General features: G+C 66.3%; 19 protein-coding genes. 10 read left to right on the top strand and 9 right to left on the bottom strand.

Annotated features, from left to right (window positions below):
• The first annotated feature begins 88 nt into the window (after nucleotides 1-88).
• Complete coding sequence (locus tag IF690_RS11295) at nucleotides 89-1,186, top strand: IS630 family transposase (protein WP_202700067.1); 1,098 nt, start codon at nucleotides 89-91, stop codon at nucleotides 1,184-1,186.
• A 688-nt stretch (nucleotides 1,187-1,874) separates the two neighbouring features.
• On the opposite strand, the gene IF690_RS11290 is transcribed toward IF690_RS11295, so the two are convergent.
• From IF690_RS11290 to IF690_RS11280, 3 genes are all read right to left on the bottom strand, one after another.
• Entirely contained in the window at nucleotides 1,875-2,630 is a 756-nt protein-coding gene (locus IF690_RS11290; protein ID WP_202700091.1) for a hypothetical protein, read from the bottom strand.
• A gap of 93 nt (nucleotides 2,631-2,723) precedes the next feature.
• Nucleotides 2,724-3,359 carry a response regulator transcription factor gene (locus IF690_RS11285; RefSeq protein ID WP_202700090.1) on the bottom strand — a complete coding sequence of 212 codons (636 nt, stop codon included), beginning with the start codon at nucleotides 3,357-3,359 and terminating at the stop codon, nucleotides 2,724-2,726.
• On the bottom strand, nucleotides 3,356-5,245 hold the full coding sequence (locus tag IF690_RS11280) for a PAS domain-containing sensor histidine kinase (RefSeq protein WP_202700089.1): 1,890 nt from the start codon (nucleotides 5,243-5,245) through the stop codon (nucleotides 3,356-3,358). The genes IF690_RS11285 and IF690_RS11280 overlap by 4 nt, the downstream gene beginning before the upstream one ends.
• 182 nt (nucleotides 5,246-5,427) lie before the next feature.
• Here IF690_RS11280 and IF690_RS11275 point away from each other — a divergent pair, with 182 nt between their 5' ends.
• The 4 genes from IF690_RS11275 to IF690_RS11260 all read left to right on the top strand — a co-directional run bounded on the left by IF690_RS11275 (nucleotide 5,428) and on the right by IF690_RS11260 (nucleotide 10,652).
• Nucleotides 5,428-7,050, top strand: a complete 1,623-nt coding sequence (locus IF690_RS11275; protein WP_202700088.1) for an acyl-CoA synthetase — start codon at nucleotides 5,428-5,430, stop codon at nucleotides 7,048-7,050.
• A 122-nt stretch (nucleotides 7,051-7,172) separates the two neighbouring features.
• Nucleotides 7,173-8,945 (top strand): acyl-CoA dehydrogenase C-terminal domain-containing protein, encoded by a 1,773-nt coding sequence (locus tag IF690_RS11270; protein WP_202700087.1) that lies wholly within the window; start codon nucleotides 7,173-7,175, stop codon nucleotides 8,943-8,945.
• A 312-nt stretch (nucleotides 8,946-9,257) separates the two neighbouring features.
• Nucleotides 9,258-9,872 (top strand): hypothetical protein, encoded by a 615-nt coding sequence (locus IF690_RS11265; RefSeq protein ID WP_202700086.1) that lies wholly within the window; start codon nucleotides 9,258-9,260, stop codon nucleotides 9,870-9,872.
• Between the two features lie 150 nt (nucleotides 9,873-10,022).
• On the top strand, nucleotides 10,023-10,652 hold the full coding sequence (locus IF690_RS11260; protein WP_202700085.1) for an HAD family hydrolase: 630 nt from the start codon (nucleotides 10,023-10,025) through the stop codon (nucleotides 10,650-10,652).
• A 110-nt stretch (nucleotides 10,653-10,762) separates the two neighbouring features.
• Here the strand turns inward: IF690_RS11260 and IF690_RS11255 are convergent, their stop codons facing one another.
• The 5 genes from IF690_RS11255 to IF690_RS11235 all read right to left on the bottom strand — a co-directional run bounded on the left by IF690_RS11255 (nucleotide 10,763) and on the right by IF690_RS11235 (nucleotide 16,123).
• Nucleotides 10,763-11,827 (bottom strand): 2,3-butanediol dehydrogenase, encoded by a 1,065-nt coding sequence (locus IF690_RS11255; RefSeq protein WP_252189568.1) that lies wholly within the window; start codon nucleotides 11,825-11,827, stop codon nucleotides 10,763-10,765.
• Nucleotides 11,828-11,911: 84 nt separating this feature from the next.
• A complete protein-coding gene (locus tag IF690_RS11250) occupies nucleotides 11,912-13,024 on the bottom strand; it encodes an acetoin dehydrogenase dihydrolipoyllysine-residue acetyltransferase subunit (protein ID WP_202700083.1) in 1,113 nt (370 codons plus the stop codon).
• A complete protein-coding gene (locus tag IF690_RS11245; protein ID WP_202700082.1) occupies nucleotides 13,021-14,037 on the bottom strand; it encodes an alpha-ketoacid dehydrogenase subunit beta in 1,017 nt (338 codons plus the stop codon). Before IF690_RS11245 ends, IF690_RS11250 begins: the two co-directional genes overlap by 4 nt.
• 30 nt (nucleotides 14,038-14,067) lie before the next feature.
• Nucleotides 14,068-15,045, bottom strand: a complete 978-nt coding sequence (locus IF690_RS11240; protein ID WP_038580416.1) for a thiamine pyrophosphate-dependent dehydrogenase E1 component subunit alpha — start codon at nucleotides 15,043-15,045, stop codon at nucleotides 14,068-14,070.
• Complete coding sequence (locus IF690_RS11235) at nucleotides 15,023-16,123, bottom strand: ATP-NAD kinase family protein (protein ID WP_202700081.1); 1,101 nt, start codon at nucleotides 16,121-16,123, stop codon at nucleotides 15,023-15,025. Before IF690_RS11235 ends, IF690_RS11240 begins: the two co-directional genes overlap by 23 nt.
• A gap of 342 nt (nucleotides 16,124-16,465) precedes the next feature.
• On the opposite strand from IF690_RS11235, the gene IF690_RS11230 reads away from it, so the two are divergent.
• On the top strand, nucleotides 16,466-18,340 hold the full coding sequence (locus IF690_RS11230) for a sigma-54-dependent Fis family transcriptional regulator (protein WP_202700080.1): 1,875 nt from the start codon (nucleotides 16,466-16,468) through the stop codon (nucleotides 18,338-18,340).
• 42 nt (nucleotides 18,341-18,382) lie between these two features.
• Here the strand turns inward: IF690_RS11230 and IF690_RS11225 are convergent, their stop codons facing one another.
• Nucleotides 18,383-19,396 carry an AraC family transcriptional regulator gene (locus IF690_RS11225; RefSeq protein ID WP_202701388.1) on the bottom strand — a complete coding sequence of 338 codons (1,014 nt, stop codon included), beginning with the start codon at nucleotides 19,394-19,396 and terminating at the stop codon, nucleotides 18,383-18,385.
• Between the two features lie 171 nt (nucleotides 19,397-19,567).
• Between IF690_RS11225 and IF690_RS11220 the strand changes: the two genes are divergently transcribed.
• From IF690_RS11220 to IF690_RS11205, 4 genes are all read left to right on the top strand, one after another.
• On the top strand, nucleotides 19,568-20,419 hold the full coding sequence (locus IF690_RS11220; RefSeq protein ID WP_202700079.1) for a 3-hydroxybutyryl-CoA dehydrogenase: 852 nt from the start codon (nucleotides 19,568-19,570) through the stop codon (nucleotides 20,417-20,419).
• Nucleotides 20,412-21,008 (top strand): TetR/AcrR family transcriptional regulator, encoded by a 597-nt coding sequence (locus tag IF690_RS11215; RefSeq protein WP_202700078.1) that lies wholly within the window; start codon nucleotides 20,412-20,414, stop codon nucleotides 21,006-21,008. The genes IF690_RS11220 and IF690_RS11215 overlap by 8 nt, the downstream gene beginning before the upstream one ends.
• A gap of 274 nt (nucleotides 21,009-21,282) precedes the next feature.
• Nucleotides 21,283-21,471 (top strand): DUF1843 domain-containing protein, encoded by a 189-nt coding sequence (locus tag IF690_RS11210; protein ID WP_038580430.1) that lies wholly within the window; start codon nucleotides 21,283-21,285, stop codon nucleotides 21,469-21,471.
• A gap of 34 nt (nucleotides 21,472-21,505) precedes the next feature.
• The gene (locus IF690_RS11205) at nucleotides 21,506-22,150 is read left to right on the top strand and encodes a DUF1842 domain-containing protein (protein WP_202700077.1); all 645 of its coding nucleotides are present in this window, start codon (nucleotides 21,506-21,508) and stop codon (nucleotides 22,148-22,150) included.
• Nucleotides 22,151-22,199: the final 49 nt, after the last annotated feature.

Genomic DNA, 22,199 nt, shown 5'->3' with positions numbered 1-22,199 from the left:
GCGGCGCATCCCACTAGTGTTCTGTCTCAAAAATAAATATCCCACTTGAGCTACTCTTCCATGGTCAGCCGTGACGTGGAGTGCTGCTATGAATTCTCAAGACATCGTGCTTAGTGACGACGAGCAGATTGAGCTGAACCGACGAGTTCGCTCTGCCACCATCAGCCAGCGCGACGGTCGTCGAGCACGCGTAATCTTGCTAGCTGCTCAAGGTCACTCACGTAACGAAATCGCTGTGTTGACTGGCCTCTCCGTGGTTTCTGTCACTCGTTGGTGCAAGCGTTTTCAAGCACTGCGCCTTCAAGGTTTGGTGGATCTGCCGGGGCGAGGTCGCAAGCCATCATTGCCTGCCGAAGCCTTGAAGCGAACGCTTGAGCAGGTCACTCAACCGCGTATCGGTCAGCCTCGCTGGAGCTGTCGTAGCATGGCGCGTGTCGCCGGTATTTCGCCGGCCAGCGTTCAGCGGATCTGGGCTGCCAACGACATCAAGCCGCACCTGACCCGCACCTTCAAGCTGTCCAATGACCCTCACTTCGAAGAAAAATTCTGGGACGTTATCGGGCTGTACCTGGCGCCACCTGATAAAGCGCTGGTGCTTTGCTGCGATGAAAAGAGCCAGGTTCAAGCTCTGCAACGCACGCAGCCAGGCTTGCCATTGGGCATCGGCCATATCCGCACGCAAACCCATGACTATGTCCGCCACGGCACGCTAACGCTGTTCGCCGCCATGGACTATTTGCAAGGTCGACTGATCAGCAGCATCGAGACACAGCATCGGCATCAGGAGTGGCTGGCCTTCTTGAAAAAGATCAACCGGGAAACCCCCAAAGGCCTGCAGCTGCATTTGATCGTGGATAACTACGCCACCCACAAGCATCCCGTGGTCAAGGAATGGCTCAAGCGGCATCCCCGATTCCACCTGCACTTCACCCCGACCTCAAGCTCCTGGATGAATATGGTTGAACGCTTTTTCCGGGATATCACCGTTTACTTACACGACGGCAGCTTCAGCTCCACACGTGAACTGGCCAGCTCAATTACCACGTTTTTAGCGCTGCATAACGCTCAGCCCTACCGGTACGTCTGGAGCGCGAAAGGTGAAGATATCTTGCGCAAGATCCAACGCGCCCGAGAAGCCATGGACGGCACTATGAAAGAGAACGTTTTATCTGAGACTGAACACTAGCGTACGGCCCTCGCTGCGCTCGGGTTCCCTCGTTCCGGTGTCCATCAGGGGGCATCGCCTCCGGTCGGCTTCGCTTCGACCTCCTCTCGATGTGTACGGCTTCGCCGTACGGCGCTACGCGCCTTCCCCCTGATGAACACCTCCACTCGGCCTGCCGATGGGGCGGGTAGATCAAAAGCAAGATCAAAAGCCCGGCGCGACCTCCCGGTCGGCGCTAAACCTGTAGCCGCTGCCGAGCCCCGGCGAGGCTGCGATAGGACCGAAGGTCCTCCAGCGGTCTCCAGATCCTGCGCCTGCTGCGCAGTCGATCGCAGCCTCGCCGGGGCTCGGCAGCGGCTACAGAATGCGCGTCTTAGCACGCGTTCTCAGCCAGGCCGGCCGGTAGGCCGCCTCGCGTTGCTTTTGCTTTGGCTTTTGATCTGAACGCCCCGTTAACCACGATGGCCGAACGCAGGCATTGAGCCGTGGGTAACCCGGCAGGGATGCCGGGTTAGCCGCCATCAGGCCATGGATGGCCTGTGGCGGCGGCCCACGGATCAATGCCGGAGTGAGGGTATGCCGAGCCTAGGCGAGGCACCGAGTGGTGGGGCGAAGCGTTTTTGGTTCCTTTTTAGGCGTTTGTAAAAAGGGACTCGCCGTAAGGGCGAAACCCTAAGTGGCCGTTACCGCAGCAACGGATATGTCCCCCCTACTGCACCGGCAAAAAATTCATCAGCAACAAGCTCTGCGCATAATTCAGCCCAATCCGCCGATAACGCTCATCAAGCATCTGCGTCAGCAGGTCGAGACGCGCCACGATCTTCCCAAACTCCACCGCAAAACTCAGGTTACTGCCCTCCTCCGAAATCTCGTTGGAAAACAGCAACAACTCCCCATTGGCCCCCTGCCGCTGGCTGAGCATCCAGGTGGCCTTTTCAATATTGCGCGCAGCGTTACTGACAAACCGCGGGTCGATGGTGTCGGTCATGAAAAACTCAGTGCGCCCACCGTGGGCGGTGACCAGCATGCTGCCGATGGCATAGATGAAGGCGCCGACCCGGTCGCCACGAAACTCCGGGCTCAGGGCATAACTCAAGGCCGCCAGGTCACGGCGGTTGCCCAGGGCCGGCAAGGCCTTCTGCTGCTCGATGGCCTGGCGGATGTCCCGCGCGGCGCTGCTGGCGTCGGCGTAACCCCACTCGCGCCACTGGTTGGGGTTGCGCAGGTAGAGCTTGTTCATCAGCAGGTACAGGCTTTGCAGGTTGTCGCGCATGCCCAGGGTGGCCATGCGGTCGACGCTGGTCTGGAAGAATTCCTGGGGTTTGCCATTGCTGAACTGGTGGACCATGTCACGCCCCTGCTGCTGGCTGCAGCCACTGGCGCAGAGCATCAAGACAGCCGCCAGCCACAGCGGCTGGCGCAGGCAAAAGACGCGCAGAAAACAACGAGAAAGCGGATAAACCATCGGCACCGTTCTGGACTCTGGCCGCGCGGGGGATCGGCGCGGCCTGGCCCTGAATAGAACCGCAAAAACGCAAAAAGTGCGGTGGCCCGAGCCTCAGCGCAATTGCAGCGGGTCCACCAGCCCGACGGCGATGGCCATGCCCACCAGTTCCGGCAGGTGTTCGGCCTGCATGCGTTTCATCACCCGTGACCGGTACAGGTCGATGGTCTTGACGCTGACCCCCAGCTGCTCGGCGATCTCGCGATTGCTGTAGCCCTGCACCAACGGCAACAACACGTCCCTCTCCCGCGGCGTGAGGCTCTCCAGGCGCGCTTCGACCCGGGCCTGCCCGGCGTTGCGGCCGTGGCGGTCGTCGGCGCGACTGAGGGCCTGCTGCACACTGTCCAGCAGCAGCTGTTCGTTGTAGGGCTTCTCGATGAAGTCCACGGCGCCGGCCTTGAACGCCCGCACCACGATGGGCACGTCGGCGTGGCCACTGACGAAGATCAGCGGCAGGTGGATACCCCGCTGGCGCAGCGCTTCCTGGACGTTGAGCCCGCCCATGCCGGGCATGCGCACATCCAGCAGCACGCAGGCATCGAGGCTGGGGTCGCAGTGTTCGAGGAACTCCCGGCCGCTGGTGAAGGGCACGGCCTTGAGGCCCACCGACTCCAGCAGCCAGACAGTGGAGTCGAGCATGCCGGGGTCGTCATCGACCACATACACCCGTTGCTGCGCCGCACTCGTCATTGCCTTGCTCCTGTTGTCGGTTGGGTGGGTGAATCGGCTTGCGCCGGGGCCGTCGCCGGCAAGTGGCAGCACATCTTCAGGCCGCGGCTCTGGGGCTGGGCCTGCAAGTCGCCGCCGAAGCCTTCGACGATGCTGCGGCTCATCGACAGCCCGAGCCCCAGGCCGTTGGCCTTGCTGGTGTAGAACGGGGTGAACAGCTGCGCCAGTTGCTCGGCGGAGACGCCCGGGCCCTGGTCGCTGACGCTGACCTCGACCCCGCCTTCGCCGCTGGCCCGGGCGCCGAGGACGATCTGCGAACCCTGCTGCGGATGCACCTCGCGATTGGCCTCGATGGCGTTGCGCAACAGGTTCAACAGCACCTGCTCGAGCAAGATCCGGTCGGCGTACACCGGCGGCAGATTATCCGCCAGGCGCAGCTCGATCGTCACCTGGCAGGCCTGCGCCTCCCAGGCGCACAGGCGCACCGTTTCCCGGGCCACCTCGGCCAGGTCCAAAGCCTGGACCCGGCGCCCGCCCTTGCGCAAAAAGGCCCGCAGGCGCTTGATCACTTCGGCGGCGTGGGTGGCCTGTTCGGCGATCCGCTCCAGGCCCTGGGCGACCTTTTGCACAGCCTGAGGTTGGGTATCCAAGGCTTGCAGATAGCGCTGGCTGGCGTTGGCGTAATTGACCACCGCCGCCAGCGGCTGATTGATCTCGTGGGCGATGCCCGAGGCCAGTTCGCCCAGGGTCACCAGGCGCGCGGTGTGGGCCAGTTCGTCCTGGTGATGGCGCTGCTGGGCCTCGCGCAATTCCCGCTCGCTCTGGTCGTGGGCCACCAGGGAATAGAAGCGCTCGCCGCTGGCCGCGCGATGGGCCAGCAGCATCAGCGACACCGGCACCGAGGCGCCGCCGGCCGGCGGTTGCAGGCGCGCCTCGATGCTCCAGCGGCCGCTGTGTTCGGCGCGGTGCCAGCCTTCGCGCTGCAGGCTGTGCAGCACCTCCGGGGTGAGGATGCTCGCCAGGTCCGGCATCGGCTGCCCGGCCTCCAGGCCCAGGGTGCGCCGGGCCGCCGGGTTGAGGTAGGTCACCGCCCCGCCCGGCTGGATGAACAGCACCGGGTCGGGGTTGGCCTCCACCACTTCCGCCAGGCGCCGCTTGTTCTCTTCGGCCTGGACCCGGGAGGTGATGTCCCGGGACACCGCTACCACTTCCACCACCGCCCCGGTGTAGGTTTCGCGGATCGCCCGGCAGGCGGTCTCGAACCACAGGTAATGGCCGTCGCGATGGCGGATGCGGTAGGTCATGGTGTGGTAGCCGTCCTGCTCCAGGGCGTCCCGGGTGCGCTGCGTCAGCCCGGCCAGGTCCTGGCTGTGGAACAGGCTGCGGGCCAGGCGCCCGCGCAGTTCTTCGGGCCAGTAGCCGAGCAGGGTCCAGGAGGCCGGCGAGGCGTCGAGAAAGGTGCCGTCCGGGGTGTGCCGGGAAATCAGGTCGGTGGTGTTCTCGGTGATCAGCCGGTACAGGCGCCGGGCCGTGGCCGACTCACGCTCGGCGAGGATCTGCGCCGTGGCTTCGCGGCAACGGGCCAGGACCCGTTGCCGGTGCGGGTCGGGGATAAAGCTCCAGAGCAGCACCCGCTCGCCCCACTGGGCCTCGACCTCTTCGATGGCCCGCTGCTGCTCCAGGCAGGCGCGGACCAGGGCCGGGTGATTGACCGGCAGCAGCGCCGCGACCTCGCTCGGCGCCGCGCTATCCAGCCATTGCCGGAGCGCCGGGTTCAGGTCCACGGGCCGCGCCTCGGCGTCCAGCAACAGGCTGGGTTGCGGGTCATGGCCGAGCCAGGGCGAGTCCGGCAGCCGGCCTTCGCGCTGCAGGTGCAGCCAGCGGTTCAAGTGGGTGGAGGTGGGCATCGTCAATAAACCTGCGGGCTGGATCAGCGCATTATTAATATAGTAGAAATACTATACAACTCAGGTAGTACTTCCATATCCATTGCCAAGCAGTATATAAAAGCCCCCGGATAAGTCACCGAGTGCCGTTAAAAACGGCCTCGGCCAATAGAGCTAACAATCAGCCACCGGGTACCCGAACCATGTCCATCTACGAGCAAGGCCTCGCGCCGACGGCCGTCAACCATATCGCCCTGTCCCCCTTGAGCTTCATCGAGCGCACCGCCGCCGTTTACCCCGATTACCCGGCGGTGATCCACGGTTCGATCCGCCGCACCTGGGCCCAGACCTACAGCCGCTGCCGGCGCCTGGCCTCGGCCCTGGCCGGGCGCGGGATCGGCAAGAACGACACGGTGGCGGTGATGCTGCCGAACATCCCGGCCATGCTCGAAGCGCACTTCGGCGTGCCGATGATCGGCGCCGTGCTCAATGCCCTCAACGTGCGCCTGGACGCCGAGGCCATCGCCTTCATGCTGGCCCACGGCGAGGCCAAGGTGCTGATCGCCGACCGCGAGTTCCACGAGGTGATCCACGCCGCCGTCGCCATGCTCGACCAGCCGCCTTTGGTGATCGACCTCGACGACCCCGAGTACGGCGAAGGCCAGCCGGTCAGCGAGCTGGACTACGAGGCCTTCCTCGCCGAGGGCGACCCGGCATTCGCCTGGCAGTGGCCGGATGACGAATGGCAGGCCATCGCCCTGAACTACACCTCGGGCACCACCGGCAACCCCAAGGGCGTGGTCTATCACCACCGCGGCGCCTACCTCAACTCTCTGGGCAACCAGATGACCTGGGCCATGGGCAACCACCCGGTGTACCTGTGGACCCTGCCGATGTTCCATTGCAACGGCTGGTGCTACCCCTGGACCGTCACCGCCCTGGCCGGGGTCCATGTGTTCCTGCGCCGGGTCGACCCGCAGAAGATCCTCAACCTGATCCGCGAACACCAGGTCACGCACCTGTGCGGCGCGCCCATCGTGCTCAATGCCCTGGTGAACATGCCGGACTCGGCCAAGGCGGCTATCGATCACCCGGTCAACGCCATGGTGGCCGGGGCCGCGCCACCGGCCAAGGTGATTGGCGCGGTGGAGGAAATGGGCATCAAGGTGACCCACGTCTACGGCCTGACCGAGGTCTACGGCCCGGTGACCCTGTGCGCCTGGCACGCGGCCTGGGACGAATTGCCCCTGGAACAGCGGGCGCAGATCAAGTCGCGCCAGGGCGTACGTTACCCGACCCTGGAAGGGGTGATGGTGGCCGACCCGAAAACCCTCGAACCCACGCCCCGCGACGGCCAGACCATCGGCGAGATCTTCATGCGCGGCAACACGGTGATGAAGGGCTACCTGAAGAACCCCAGCGCCACCGCCGAGGCCTTCGAGGGCGGCTGGTTCCACACCGGCGACCTGGGGGTGACCCACCCGGACGGTTATGTGGAGATCCGCGACCGGCTCAAGGACATCATCATTTCCGGCGGCGAGAACATCTCCACCATCGAGCTGGAAGGCGTGCTCTATCGCCACCCGGCGGTGCTGGAAGCGGCGGTGGTGGCCCGCCCCGATGAGAAATGGGGTGAGACGCCCTGCGCCTTCATCACCCTCAAGGCCGACCACCAGCAGGTCAGCGAGGCGCAGATCATCGCCTTCTGTCGGGAACACCTGGCCGGCTTCAAAGTGCCGCGCACCGTGGTGTTCAGCCAGTTGCCCAAGACTTCCACCGGCAAGATCCAGAAGTTCGTCCTGCGCGACCTGGCGAAAAACCTCTAGCTTGAATAGACAGAAACCCCGCGCACGTCGCTGTCCTGTCGGAGTCGGCATGGCGGGGTCTAACCTTTTTGAATCACCCGGCCCCGGCCGTTCAACCTCCACTTTTGCCCGAGGTTCCTGCAATGCCCGAATTCAACGCCCCCCTGCGCGACATGCGCTTTGTCCTGCATGAAGTATTCAACGCGCCCAAGCTCTGGGCCCGGCTGCCAGCCCTGGCCGAGACGGTGGACGCCGATACCGCCGATGCGATTCTCGAAGAGGCGGCCAAGGTCACCGGCCAACTGATCGCCCCGCTCAACCGCAGCGGCGACGAGGAAGGCGTCACCTGGGACAACGGCCGGGTGCGCACCCCGGCCGGTTTCAAGGAGGCCTACGGCACCTATATCCAGGGCGGCTGGGTCGGCCTGAGCGGCAACCCGGCCTACGGCGGCATGGGCATGCCGAAGATGCTCGCGGTGCAGTTCGAAGAAATGCTCTACGCCGCCAATTCCAGCTTCGCCCTGTATTCGGCCCTGAGTTCCGGCGCCTGCCTGGCCATCGACGCCCACGCCAGCGAGGCGCTCAAGGCGCTGTACCTGCCGCCCATGTACGAAGGCCGCTGGGCCGGCTCCATGTGCCTGACCGAGGCCCATGCCGGCACCGACCTGGGGATCATCCGCACCCGCGCCGAACCCCAGGCCGATGGCAGCTACCGGATCAGCGGCAGCAAGATTTTCATCACCGGCGGCGAGCAGGACCTGACCGAAAACATCATCCACCTGGTGCTGGCCAAGCTGCCGGACGCCCCGGCCGGACCCAAGGGCATCTCGCTGTTCCTAGTGCCGAAGATCCAGGTCGACGCCCAGGGCAACCTGGGCCAGGCCAACGCGGTGAGCTGCGGTTCCATCGAGCACAAGATGGGGATCAAGGCCTCGGCCACCTGCGTGCTGAACTTCGACGGCGCCAGCGGCTGGCTGATCGGCGAGGCCAACAAGGGCCTGGCGGCGATGTTCACCATGATGAACTACGAGCGCCTGTCGATCGGCATCCAGGGCATCGGCTGCGCCGAGAACGCCTACCAGAACGCCCGCACCTACGCCCGCGAGCGCATCCAGAGCCGCTCGCCCGCAGGCCCGGTGGCCAAGGACAAGATCGCCGACCCGATCATCGTCCACCCCGATGTGCGGCGCATGCTGTTGTCCATGAAGGCCATGACCGAGGGCGGCCGGGCCTTCGCCAGCTACGTCGGCCAGCAGCTGGATTTGGCCAAGTTCGCCGACCAGCCCCATGAACGGCACAACGCCGAGGCCCTGGTGGCGCTGCTGACCCCAGTGGCCAAGGCGTTCTTCACCGACACCGGGCTGGACAGTTGCATCCTTGGCCAGCAGGTCTTCGGCGGCCACGGCTACATCCGCGAATGGGGCCAGGAGCAGCTGGTGCGGGACGTGCGCATCGCGCAGATCTACGAAGGCACCAACGGCATCCAGGCCCTCGACCTGCTGGGCCGCAAGGTGGTGGGCAACGGCGGCGTGGCCCTGCGCCTGTTCACCGGCGAGATCCGCGACTACGCCTACCTGCCCGGCGCCGCCTACGCCGCCGAATTGCTGGACGCGGTGCAGCGCCTGGAAGACCTCAGCGACTGGCTGCGCGAACAGGCGGTGCAGAACCCCAACGCGGTGGGCAGCGCCTGCGTCGAGTACCTGCACCTGTTCGGCTACGTGGCCTACGCCTACCTGTGGGCGCGCATGGCCCAGGTGGCCGAGCACAAGCACGCCGAGGACGAAAGCTTCTACGGCGCCAAGCTGGCCACGGCGCGCTTCTACTTCAGCCGCCTGCTGCCGCGCATCCTCAGCCTGGAGCAGAGCATCCGCGCCGGCAGCTCCTCGCTGTTCGGCCTCGAAGCGGAGCAGTTCTAACCGCCTCGGGCGGGGCCGCCGTGCCCCGCCCTGCCGCCCGGCACCACACCGCGGCCGATGCAAAACCGGCGGCGGCCTTGCATACTGCGCGCCCCGCACACCGCCCAAGGAAGAAACGTGTTGGCGCCTGCCCCCGATCATTGCCTGGCCAGCCATGCTGCTGCCCGGCACCCCGCAGCCGATTTGCACCTTCGCTACTCGCCCATTCCAGCCTGGTGATCCGGCCCTGTCCGCCACCGGCAGCGGCTTGCCCTTCCCTTGAATCCGGCATGCCCCGTGCCATCCCCTTCCCTGTCTTTGCCGAGTACGCCCATGCATCGCCTGTTCACTTTGTGGTTATGGATCAACGCCGTCTTGAGTGGAATCGCCGTGGCGGCCCCGCTGTCCGTGATGGTGTTTGCCGACCTGCAACTGATCGTCCCCCGGGACGTCAGCGGCACCCTGTTCGGCGGGGCCATGGGCTTTCAGCTGTACCTCGGCATCTGGCTCCTCTGCGCCCTCGGCCTGGGTATCGCCCTGCTCACGCGCATGCCCGGCGCCCGCCTGGCCTGGATCGTCGCCGGCCTGGTGCCGCTGCTGCTGGGCGCCTGGTGGCGGATCAATTACCCGGACGATGCCGACGGCAACCTGATCTTCAGCCCGCAAGCCTGGGAGCTGGACTACGCCATGGCGATCGGCTGCGTCTTGGTCTGCAGCGGGCTGTACGGGTACCGGCACGGGCGCCTCAAGCCCCGCCCGGTCGCCACTGGCGCGGATGTGCTGCTGCCCCGGACTGTCGGCGCGTTGATCCTGGCCAGCCTGTTCATCCTCCCGCCGCTGAGCTTCATCAAGCAGCAGGCCCTGCCCAACTGCGCGTTCAACAAGGCCGGGCAGCAGCTGACGGTGTGCCTGGGCGATGAGCCGAGCGAGCGGGTGATGGTCGACTGAAGGCGAGCGGTGGCCCTGACACGAACAGCCCCGGCGAGCAGCGCCTGTCGCTGCGCCGGAAACCGGGCCCGGGCCGCCGGCAAATTGCATTGCGCCGCTTACCGTCGCAGGATGTCGCCCTGACCCACAACCGCTCAAAAGGAGGTGCTGATGACCATTCGTGCTGTGGTTTTCGATTTTGGTGGCGTGCTGTTCGACTGGAGTCCGCACCATCTGTACCGGCAACTGATCCCCGACGACGCCCGCCGCCAATGGTTCCTCGACACCATTTGCACCCAGGCCTGGAATACCCGGCAGGACGCCGGGCGAACGCTGGCCGAAGCGACCCGCAGCCTGGTGGCCGAACACCCGGAGCATGCGCCCCTGATCGAGGCCTATTACGGGCGCTGGCCGGAGATGCTCCGCGGCCAGCTGGATGACGGCGTGGCCTTGCTGGAAGACCTGCACCAGGCGCAGATGCCGCTGTTCGGGCTGACCAACTGGTCCCGGGAAACCTTCCCTTACGCCTGGGACAACTATCCGTTCCTGCAGCGTTTTCGCGACATCGTGGTCTCCGGGCAGGAGCGGCAGATCAAGCCTGACGCGGAGATCTACCACACCACCCTGCAACGCATCCGCGCGCACCTGGCGGAGGTGGCGCCCCAAGAGTTGGTGTTCATCGACGATCACGCGCCGAATATCGTCGCCGCCAGGGCCCTGGGCTGGAATGCGATTCACCACCAGTCGGCGGCTGAGACCCGGCGCCAGTTGCAGGTCTTGGGGCTGCTGGGTGGGAGGTGAAATAGCGGGATGAAGCCGTTGCCGCAATGACAGCGAGGATCAACCGACCGGCAATGAAAAAAAGGCGATGGCCGCTGCCGGCCATCGCCCAATCGCCCCGCTCAGGAGCGTTACAACGGTGCGGGTGAAACGATGATCTTGACGTTGTGTTCCTTGTTGTTGACCAGCTCCTCGAAGCCCTGGCCAACGATCTGTTCCAGCTGGATGCGCCCGGTCACCAGCGGCGAAATGTCCAGGCGGCCGTCGGCGATAAAGGCGATCACGTCGGCGAATTCACCGTTGTAGGCCAGCGCCCCCAGCACCTGCTTCTCGGTGGCCACCAGCTCGAAGAAGTTGAACTCGCTGGGCTCCTCGAAGATGCCCACCAGCACGCATTTGCCGGCCTTGCGGATCAGGTCGATGGCCAGCTTGGCGGTGTGCTTGTTGCCGATGCATTCGAAGCTGACATCCGCCCCCAACCCGCCGGTCAGGCGCTTGACCTCGGCCAGGGCATCGCACGCCTTGGAGTCGAGCACATGGCTGGCGCCGACTTCCAGGGCCTTGGCCTTGCGCGCGCCGGACATTTCCAGGGCGATCACCTGGGCCGCGCCGGCCGCCTTGGCGCACATGATGGTGCACAGGCCGATAGTGCCGGCGCCGACCACCACCACGTTCTGCCCTAACAGGCTGCCGGCCTTTTTCACCGCGTGCATGCCCACCGCCAAGGGTTCGATCAGCGCCCCGGCCTCGGCGGGAAAATGGGCCGGCAAGGCGTACAGCAGGTTGGCCGGCACGTTCACCAGTTCGGCGAAGGCGCCGTTGTTCATCAGCCCGGTAAAGGCCAGGTTCTCGCAGATGTTGTACAGGCCGTGGGTGCAGTAATAACAGCTGCCGCAATGCTGGCAGGCATCGGCGGCCACCGCCTGGCCAACGCTGAACCCCTGGACCCCGGCGCCGAGGGCGACGATCTCGCCGCAGAATTCGTGGCCGAGGATGCACTGGCCCTTGATCCCGGTCAGCGGGTGCGGCGCCTCCACCGGAATGAACACCGGCCCGGCCACGTATTCGTGCAGGTCGGAACCGCAGATGCCGCACCAGTCGACACGGATCTGCACCCAGCCGGCGGGCGGCGCCTCGGGCAGCGGCACGTCTTCGACGCGGATATCGTGACGGCCATGCCAGACCGCCGCGCGCATGCTTGAGGTGGACTTGAGGGAAAGACTCATAAGGCTTGCTCCTGAATCGGTTGGGCGGCGGCCCAGCGGCCGCCGCCATGTAGGTCAGTGCTGCTCGACGAATTCCAGGATCAGGCGATTGACCTGCTCCGCCGCTTCCATCTGCACCATGTGCCCCTGCCCCGGGAGGATCTCGACCCGGGCCTTGAGCCCCTCGCTGTGGGCGGCGGGGATAATCCGGTCGTCGCTGCCCCAGATCACCAGCACCGGCTGCCCGCCGTCCTGCACCACCGGGCGCAGGTCGGCCTGCTGGCGACCCTCGGCAAACAGCTGGCCGGCCAGTTGCCCGAGGGCCGCGTCCACCCCTTCCAGGCGCTTGAACTTGAGCATGTCGTCGAGCATCTGCCGGTTCACCAGTTCGGCGTTGGCGAACAGCTGCACCAACTGCGGCTTGAGGGCATTGCGGTTGCCGGCCTCGACAAAACCGCGCAGGTAATCGCCGTTGATTTCGGCCCCCAGCCCGGCGCTGCCGATCAGGCTCAGGGAGCGCACCCGATGCGGCGCCAGGCGCGCGGTATTCAAGGACACCGCGCCGCCCATGGAATGCCCCACCAGGTGGGCCGCGGGAATCTCCAGGTGATCGAGCAAGGCCAGCAGCACGTCGCTCAACTCGTCCAGGTCGCCCCGTCGCAGGGCCTTGGCCGACTCGCCGTGGCCCGGCAGGTCGAGGGCGACCACGCGGCGCCCGGCGGCCAGGGCCTCGTGGTTGAACAGCCAGTTGTTCAGGTCGCCGCCGAAACCGTGCACCAGCACCAGCGGCGTGCCGCCTTCGCCGCGCTCGAAGTAGCGGATCAGCCGACCACCCAGCTCGACCTTCTGCGGTGCCGGGCCGCGGTCTTCGTCGGTGGCTTCGCCGGGCACGAAGGACGCCTGGAACTGCTCGATCACGGCGTCGATCTCGGCGTCGCTGGCTTCGCCCTCGACCAGGATGCCGAGCAAGGCGCCCACCGCCAGGGTCTCGTCCTGGCGGGCGACCTGCCGGCGCAGCACCCCGGAGAACGGCGCCTCGACGCTGCTGGAAATCTTGTCGGTCTCCACGTCCAGCACTTCATCGCCCTTGCTGATGTTCTGCCCCTCTTCCTTGAGCCAGGCATCGACCCGGCCTTCGGTCATCGACAGGCCCCACTTGGGCATGGTCAGGGTATGGATCTGGCTCATCGGCGGCTCCACTCGATCAGGTTCAGCACGGCCTGTTCGATCTTCGCCACGTCGGGGATGTACAGGTCTTCCAGGGCATCGGAGAACGGCACCGGGGTGTGCGGCGCGGTGACCATTTCGATGGGTGCCTTGAGGGCGGCGAAGGCTTTCTGCGCCACCAGCGCCGAGATGTCGGTGGCCATGGAACAGCGCGGGTTGGCTTCGTCGATGACCACCAGGCGCCCGGTCTTCTCCACGCTTTCCAGGAGGCTGTCTTCGTCCAGCGGGCTGGTGGTGCGCAGGTCGATGACCTCGCAATCGATGCCGCGCCCGGCCAGGTTGCGCGCCGCATCCAGCGCGGTGTTGACCGTGCGCCCGTAGGACACCAGGGTCACGTCCTTGCCGTCGCGCAGGAAGTTGGCCTCGCCGAACGGGATCGCATAGGACTCTTCCGGCACTTCGCCCTGCAGGCTGTAGAGCAGCTTGTGCTCGCAGAAGATCACCGGGTCGTTGTCGCGGATGGCCTGGATCAGCAGCCCCTTGGCGTCATAGGGCGACGACGGGCAGACCACCTTGAGCCCGGGGATATGGGTCCACAGCGAAGTGAGCATCTGCGAGTGCTGGGCCGCGGCCCGCAGGCCGGCGCCGACCATGGTGCGGATCACCAGCGGGGTCTGGGCCTTGCCGCCGAACATGTAGCGGAACTTGGCCGCCTGGTTGAGGATCTGGTCCAGGCAGCAGCCGGCGAAGTCGACGAACATCAGTTCGCACACCGGGCGCACGCCGCGGGTGGCAGCACCGACCGCCGCACCGACGTAGCCGATTTCCGACAGCGGCGTGTCCAGCACTCGGCCGGGGAACTGGTGGTAGAGGCCCTTGGTCACCCCCAGCACGCCGCCCCAGGCGTCGTTGTCGCCGGGGGCACCGGCACCGCCGGCGACGTCTTCGCCCATGATGAACACGCTGGGGTCGCGACGCATTTCCTGGGCCAGGGCTTCGTTGATGGCCTGCTGGTAACTGATTTTTCTCGCCATGATGGTGATCTCTTGTTGTTCTGGAAGGCGTTAGGGATAGGCGACGTAGACGTCGCTGAGCAGGTCGGCGGGGCTCGGCTTGGGATCGGACTTGGCCTTGCGCACCGCGTCCTCGATCAGCGCGTCCACCTCCTGGTCGATCCGCTCCAGCTGGCTGGCCTGGACCGATCCCGAGCGCGTGGTGCGTTCGCGGAACTGCATCAGGCAGTCGTTGTGCTCGCGGTAATGCTTGACCTCGTCGGGCGCGCGGTAGGTCTGGGCGTCGCCCTCGAAGTGGCCGTAGTAGCGGGTCAGCTTGACCTCGATCAGCGAAGGGCCCTCGCCGGCCCGGGCCCGCTCCACGGCGGCGCCGGCGGCCTCGTGCACGGCGAAGAAGTCGAAGCCGTCCACCGTCACCCCGGGCATGCCGAAGCCGGCGGCGCGGTCGGCGATGTGATCGCAAGCCACCGACCAGTTGGACGCGGTAGCTTCGGCGTAGCCGTTGTTCTCGGCGACGAACAGGCACGGCAGGTTCCACACCGAGGCCATGTTCATGGCCTCGAACACCGCGCCTTCGTTGGAGCCGCCGTCGCCGAAGAACACCACCGACACGCCGTCGGTGCCCTGCAGCCGAGCCGCCAGGGCCGCGCCCACCACCAGCGGCGCGCCGGCGCCGACGATGCCGTTGGCGCCGAGCATGCCCTTCTCGAAATCGGCGATGTGCATGGAGCCGCCCTTGCCCTGGCAGACCCCGGTCTTCTTGCCGTAGATCTCCGCCATCATGCCGTACACGTCCACGCCCTTGGCGATGCAATGGCCGTGGCCACGGTGGTTGGAGGCGATGCAGTCATCGTCCCGCAGGTGGGCCATGACCCCGGCGGCCGAGGCCTCTTCGCCGGCGTACAGGTGGACGAAACCGGGGATCTCGCCGGTGGCGAACTCCACATGCAGGCGTTCTTCGAATGCGCGGATGGTGCGCATCACCCGGTAGGCATGCAGCAACTGCTCAGTGGTCAAAGGTGTCGACATTTTTATTCTCCAGGGTGTCTTGGGGCTGAAGGTTCACGGGGTGTTGCCGGTGCTGGCGGTCGATGGCCAGCAGGCGCTGGCGCGCCGCGTGGTCCAGCACCGCGTTGACGTCGATGCTCAGCGGGCCGCCGCCATCGAGGGTGACCGTGGGCCGGTCATGGGCGTTGAATTCGATCTCGCGCTCGCCATCCAGGGCCAGGGTGCCGGCGCTCAGGCACAGCGGCTGGGGCATGTCGGCTTGCAGGTAGCCGGCGTCAAGCACGCCGCAGCCCTGCAACAGGCCGGGGGCCAGGGGCACCAGCAGCGCCTCGGGGGATTGCGGGTCGAGGCGCATCCAGGCGCCGTGGGGCTCCTGGCGGGTGACCGGCAGCCACAACCCGCAGAGCGCGGAAATGCCAATGGATTGGGGCTCGGCGAAGGTCACGAAGACCTCGGCCAGGTCGCTGGCGCGGCTGATGGCCCGGGCGCCGACAAAGGCCAGGGGCGACACCGCCACGTCCACCAGGGCCACTTCGCAGAGGCCCCGGGACGGCTCGCGCACCAGCAGGCGCTTGTTGCGCCGCAGGGCGATTGCAGCGGGCACCCGGCCACTGGCGTAGAGGCCGCCGGCCAGCCCGGCGCTGGTGGCTTCGCGCAGTTCCGGGAAGGCGTTGTTGGTGCCGGTGGACAGGGTCAGCAACGGGATATCGCCCACCTCGGCGGCCACCGCCTTGTGGGTGCCGTCGCCACCGAGCACGGCGATCAGCGCCACCTCGCGCTGGGCCATCCAGCGCGCCGCCTGGCGGGTGTCCGCGACGCTCTGGCGCAGGGTCAGGTCAAGGAACTCCAGGGCCGGCCAGTGGTTGTCCCGGGCCTGGCGGCTGCGGCTGTTCTTCTGCACCGCGGCGGCGATCCCGGTCATGTCGGTGGGCATCAGCACTTGCTCGATGCCGGTGGCGCCGAAGGCTGCCAGCAGGCGCTGGATCACCGAGACCTTGTCGGTGCTGGAAAACAACCCGGCGTTGGCGGTGAGGCGGCGCACATCGCGGCCCGAGGCCGGGTTGGCGATGATGCCCACGCTCAGGGGGCGGCGACTCACAAGGCCACCACGGGCGGATCACAGGCAGGACAAGACATGGGGCACCTCGTTGTTATTCTTGGATGAACCCGCCAGGGCGGATTACTCAGGCATAGAGCAAGGCCGGTGCCAATTGCCCTGGAAAACCCGGACAAGGCCGATCCAGAGCGCTTGCCGCGACTATGAGGACGGCTTGGCCAGCACCGTCGATGAGACGTTGCATGTCAGGTTGCACGGGGCCTTGGCGAGACCTTGAGACGTTGCGTCTCACGCCCGCCGCCGGGGCAGCCGGCGCTTGTCGAGGCGGGCGGATCGGCGCTTAATTGCGCCCACAACGATAAGAAGCTGCAACCGGAGGCCTTCATGCTTTCCGCACACTCCAGAGCCCACGTGGACTGCGTCAGCCGGGTCCTGAAAAACGCCGCGCACCTGCCCCAGGCGCCGGTCCCGAGCCTGATCCTCGACTCCTGGCGCCGCTCCATGGAGCAGTACCACCTGGACCCCGGTTCGCTGCAGGGGCCACGCATCCTGTCCCAGGACGTGCTCAAGCAATGCCGCGAGCGCTCCGAACTGTTCCTGCGCATTGCCAGCGAAGAAGTGGCGCGCCTCCATGGCCGGGTGCGCGACGCCGATTACTGTGTGCTGCTCACCGACGCCCAGGGCCGGACCATCGACTACCGGGTGGAATCGACCATTCGCAACGACTGCCGCAAGGCCGGCCTGTACCTGGGCACCTGCTGGTCGGAGGGCGAGGAAGGCACCTGCGGCGTGGCCGCGGTGCTCACCGCCCGCGCGCCGATCACGGTGCACAAGCGCGACCACTTTCGCGCGGCCTTTATCGGCCTGACCTGCTCCGCCGCCCCGGTGTTCGATCCCCAGGGCGAGTTGCTGGGGGTGCTGGACGTGTCGGCGGTGCGCTCCCCGGACGAGCGCCGTTCCCAACACCTGATTCGGCAAATGGTGGTGCAGAGCGCCCGAGAGATCGAGCAGGCGTTCTTCATGAGCAGCGCCCAGGGTTATTGGCTGCTGCGGGCCCATGCCAGCCCCGGTTATGTCGACAGCCAGCCCGACTACCTGCTGGCCTGGGACGACGACGGCTGCCTGCGCGCGCTGAACCCGGCAGCCCGGGCCTACCTGTTGCAACGTTATGGCCAGCTGCCCCAGCACATCGCCCAGGTGTTCGACCCGCAACGGCTGCACCGCGCCCGGGATGAAGCGCTGCACCCGCTGTCCGCCGAGCTGCACGGGCGACTGCGGGCGCCACGACGGCCGCTGAGCCGCCCGCGCCTGGGCCTGGGCCTGGCCGGCGAGCCACTGGACCCGCGGGTGGAACAGAGCCTGCGCCTGGCAGTGCGGGTCAAGGACCGCCACCTGCCGGTGCTGATCCAGGGCGAGACCGGCTGCGGCAAGGAGGTCTTCGCCCGCCAGGTGCACCAGGCCAGCCAGCGCCGCGAGCGGCCGTTCGTGGCGGTGAACTGCGCGGCGATCCCGGAAAGCCTGATCGAGAGCGAGCTGTTCGGCTATGTCGCCGGGGCCTTTACCGGGGCCTCCGGCAAGGGCATGCAGGGCCTGTTGCAACAGGCCGATGGCGGCACCCTGTTTCTCGACGAGATCGGCGACATGCCCCTGGCCTTGCAGACCCGCTTGCTGCGGGTGTTGGCCGAAGGCGAAGTGGCGCCCCTGGGGGCGTCACAGCGGCGGTCGGTGGATATCCAGGTGATCTGCGCCACGCACCGCGACCTGGAAAGCCTGGTGGCCGAGGGCAGCTTTCGCGAGGACCTGTATTTCCGCTTGGGCGGGGCGCGCTTTCAATTGCCGCCCCTGCGCGAACGCAGCGACCGGCTGGCGCTGATCACGCGGATTGTCGAGGAGGAATCCAAGCGCTGCGGGGCGCCGGTGCAACTGGGTAATGCGGCCCTGGAATGCCTGCTGGGTTATCGCTGGCCGGGCAATGTACGGCAATTGCGGCATGTACTGCGCTATGCCTGCGCGGTGTGCGAGGGGCCGTTGATCCAGCTGCATGACCTGCCGGAACAGGTGCGCGGGGTCGAACCCGCGGGCGCCCTGCCCGTCCAGGAAACCGGCGGCAGCCCCGAGCGCCAGGCGTTGCTGGATGCCCTGGTGCGCCACCGCTGGAAGCCGGTGGCGGCGGCCAGGGCCCTGGGTATTTCCCGCGCGACCCTGTATCGCCGGGTGCAGCGGCACGGCATCCAGATGCCCGGCCGCAGCCCGGCCTGAATCCCCCAGCGGCTTGCAAGGCGACGCGGGCGCGCCAGCCTGTCAGGTCGGCGGCTGGTACCGCGCGCGGTAGCGGCCGGGGCTTTCGCCGGTCCATTTCTTGAACGCGCGGTGGAAGGCGCTGGGTTCCTGGAAGCCGGTGCGCTCGGCGATTTCGCCGATGCTCGCGCGGCTCTGGCGCAGCAGTTCGACGGCCATGGCGCGACGCACTTCGTCCTTGATTTCCTGGTACGACACGCCCTCGCGCTCCAGGCGCCGCCGCAGGGTGCTGGGGCTGATCCGCACCTCGCCGGCGAAGGCTTCCAGGGTCGGCCACTGGCTGTAGTGACTGCGCCGCAGGCGTTGATAGACCTGGGTCGCCAGGCCGTGCTGGTTGCGAAAACGGATCACCAGCCACTGCGGCGCGCTGCGCAGAAAGACCTTGAGCGAGGCCAGGTCCTGGACCACCGGCAGGCGCAGGAAACGGCTGGCGAATTCGATTTCGGTGCGCTCGGCGCCGAAGGTCAGGTTCGGCCCCCAGAGCAAGGCATCGTCGCTCAGGGACAGGCGCGGATAACGGAAGTCGGCGCGGTCGATGGCAATGCGCCGCCCGCCGAGCCAGCACAGCAGGCTGATCATCAGCACCAGGAACGTCTCTTCGCCAAAACGCCCGGTGGCTTCGTCGCGAGGCTGGCTGTCGAGGCTCAGCACCGCGCGCTTGCCACGCACACTGAGGCTGCCGCGAAAGTCGCGCAGGAACAGGCCGAAGTTGGCCAGGCATTGGCGCAGGGCCTTTTCCAGGGTCGGTTCCTGGATCAGCCCACGGCAGATCAGGGCGAAAGCCCCCGGCGGCAGGCCGTGGGAATCGAGCTGGAAAAACTCGTCCCGCAGCTCGCGGATCTGGATCAGCCACAGGGCGGCGAACGCGCTGGCCGGCACCCGCGCCTCGGGCTGGCCGAGCAAGGCCGGATCGATGCCCGCCTCGGTCAGTACCGCGGCCAGGCGCTCGGGCTGGGCACGCAAGGCGTGGACCATGACCTGCACGAAGTAGACCGCGACCGAATCCTTTTCCCGCATGGAATGACTGCTCTCTGTGGCTGTGGACATGGCAAAAAACGCCAGCGCGGCTGAACGCTTTTGGCATAGGCCGGGGGTGGCGCGGGCACTAGACTCGCGCCTCGAAGGTTGCATTGCAAGACGCGCTCGCGCTGCTCTGCGACACGCCCGGACGAAGAAAGAGAAGCCAAGATGAATCTGCAGAATATCGGCGTGATCGGCGCCGGCACCATGGGTAACGGTATCGCTCAGGTCTGTGCCCAGGCCGGGTTCGAAGTGACCTTGCTGGACATCAGCGACGGCGCCCTGCAAAAGGCCCTGGCCACGGTGAGCAAGAACCTCGACCGGCTGATCGCCAAGGGCAGCCTGGACGAAGCGCAGAAACAGGCGACGCTGGGGCGCATCCGCACCAGCACCGACTACGCCAGCCTGGTCGACGCGCACCTGGTGATCGAGGCGGCCACGGAAAACCTCGAGCTGAAACTGCGGGTGCTGCAACAGATCGCCGCCCAGGTTGCCAGCACCTGTGTCATTGCCTCCAACACCTCGTCGCTGTCGATCACCCAGCTCGCCGCCAGCGTCAGCGCGCCCGAGCGCTTTATCGGCCTGCACTTCTTCAACCCGGTGCCGGTGATGGGCCTGATCGAAGTGATTCGCGGCCTGCAGACCAGCGACGCGACCCACACCCTGGCCCTGGACATGGCCACGCGCCTGGGCAAGGTCGCGATCACCGCCGGCAACCGCCCGGGGTTCGTGGTCAACCGGATCCTGGTGCCGATGATCAACGAGGCGATCCTGGTGTTGCAGGAAGGCCTGGCCAGCGCCGAGGACATCGACGCCGGCATGCGCCTGGGCTGCAACCAGCCGATCGGCCCGCTGGCCCTGGCCGACCTGATCGGCCTGGACACCCTGCTGGCGATCCTCGCGGCCCTCTACGACGGCTTCAACGACAGCAAGTACCGGCCCGCGCCGCTGCTCAAGGAAATGGTCGCCGCCGGTTACCTGGGGCGCAAGACCGAACGCGGCTTCCACCGCTATGGCTGAGCGTTGCTCGCGTTTTGCCGAAAGCCGCGACAAGGCCCTGGAGCTGTTCGCCAGCAAGGGCTTCGGCCAGGTCGGCATGCGCGAGCTGGCGAGCCATCTGGGGCTGACCCCGGGCTCGCTGTATCACCATTACCCGAGCAAGCAGCACCTGCTGCTGGACCTGATCGAAGAGTTCTACGACGAACTGCTCGATACCGTGGGACGCATCGAACGGCGGCGCAAGGCGCCCGACGATCGCCTGCGCAGCCTGATCCGCGCCCACCTGAAACTGCACCGGGAACTGCCTCGGCATTTCCGCCTGGTGGAGCGCGACAGCGGTTGCCTGAACCCGGACCAGCAGGCGCGCGTGCGCCAGCTGCGCGAGCAATATGAACGCCGCCTGCTGCTGCTCCTCGGCCCGCTGCCGCGGCTCGGCGACGCCGCGCTGCTGGCCACCGGGCATGCCATCGCCAGCCTGCTCAACAGTGCGCCCGGCTGGCTGGCCGAACAGCCGTTGGCCGAACACGAACGCGAAACCCTGCTGGAACACCTGCTCAGCGGCGCCCTGGAGCGGCTGTTGAACAGCTCGCCGCAGAGTGCCGTGGCCTGACGCCGGGCCGGGCGATCCTGTTCTTTTCCGCGCACTTTAGGGCGTCGAAGTGCGCGCCGCCGCTTGTATCTATTTTTCGTAAGCCGCGTACTGCTGATTGCCAAACGCGCTATATCGCCGCGCCAATGGCTTGTCCCGCCTGAATATATTTTTTCCCGATAACGGCTATTCAAAGTTATTTGTTCACCCTTGCGTTTGCCCCGTGCCCGGCCTGCTTAACTGCAAAAGCTGCCGGATAGCGCAGTCTCTACAACCTCCCACGGAAGGCAACGCCATGAGTTCATCCTCGCAACATGTCATTCCGCCCTATGGAGTGGCGATTCAGAAAGCAATCTCCCTCGGCAACCTGCCGCAGATGAAGTCCCTGCTCAAACAACGCGATTCATCCCAGAAAGAATCCAAAGAACTGAGCAGCGCTTACGAACAGTTGGCACAGGAAGTCGCCCGTCTGGAACGGCGCTAAGGCCGTTCCCTTTTCTAATGCACTGGAGGCAATCATGTCCGGTTCCATTTCGTCCCCTGTCGGCCTGTTTCCGCTCAGCTACCGGATCGGCAATCCGACCCCGGGCGCGCCGAGCCTTACCCTCGACCTTCTGGTCTATACCCCCGAACAGACCGTGCGCGGCACCTCGGTGCTGACCCAGGCCACCAACCCGCCGCTGGACCTGCAGTCCGATGTGTGGGGGCAATACACTTACCTGACCGTCATGCCACCCAGCTCGAGCAAGATCCTGGTCACCGCCCAGGGTAACCAGGGCGGGCCGGCCTCGAACTCGATCGTCACGTTCAAGATTCAGCTGGTGGTGGACCACGACTGGCAGAACGGCATCGCCAACTATCAGTACTACAACGGCCAGCGCTGGGTATCGGTGGAGAACGCCCCGGCCCACCTCGTCGGGTCGGTGCCCTCCTACGCCTTGTCAGCCTTGCCAATACCGCTGGAACCCGGGCCGGTCCTGCTGCCGTATCCACCGATCACCCCGCTGTATGCCGCGCCGATCCATGGCGCCATCGCCAGCGGCGACCTGACCCAGATGAAGAGCCTGGCCAGCCTGGCCCAGCAGCAACTGGACCAGTTGCCCCAGCTGCGCAGCGCGCTGGATGCGGCCAAGGACGAGATCAGCCGGCTCGAGCGGCGCTGACCACGGCGTGCCAACCCACCCGGCTTCTCTGAACAAGAACAAGGAGTTG

This window comes from Pseudomonas sp. SK3(2021) (assembly GCF_016772375.1).
Classification (GTDB): Bacteria; Pseudomonadota; Gammaproteobacteria; order Pseudomonadales; family Pseudomonadaceae; genus Aquipseudomonas; species Aquipseudomonas chlororaphis_I.
This window is presented reverse-complemented; position numbering and strand designations above follow the sequence as displayed.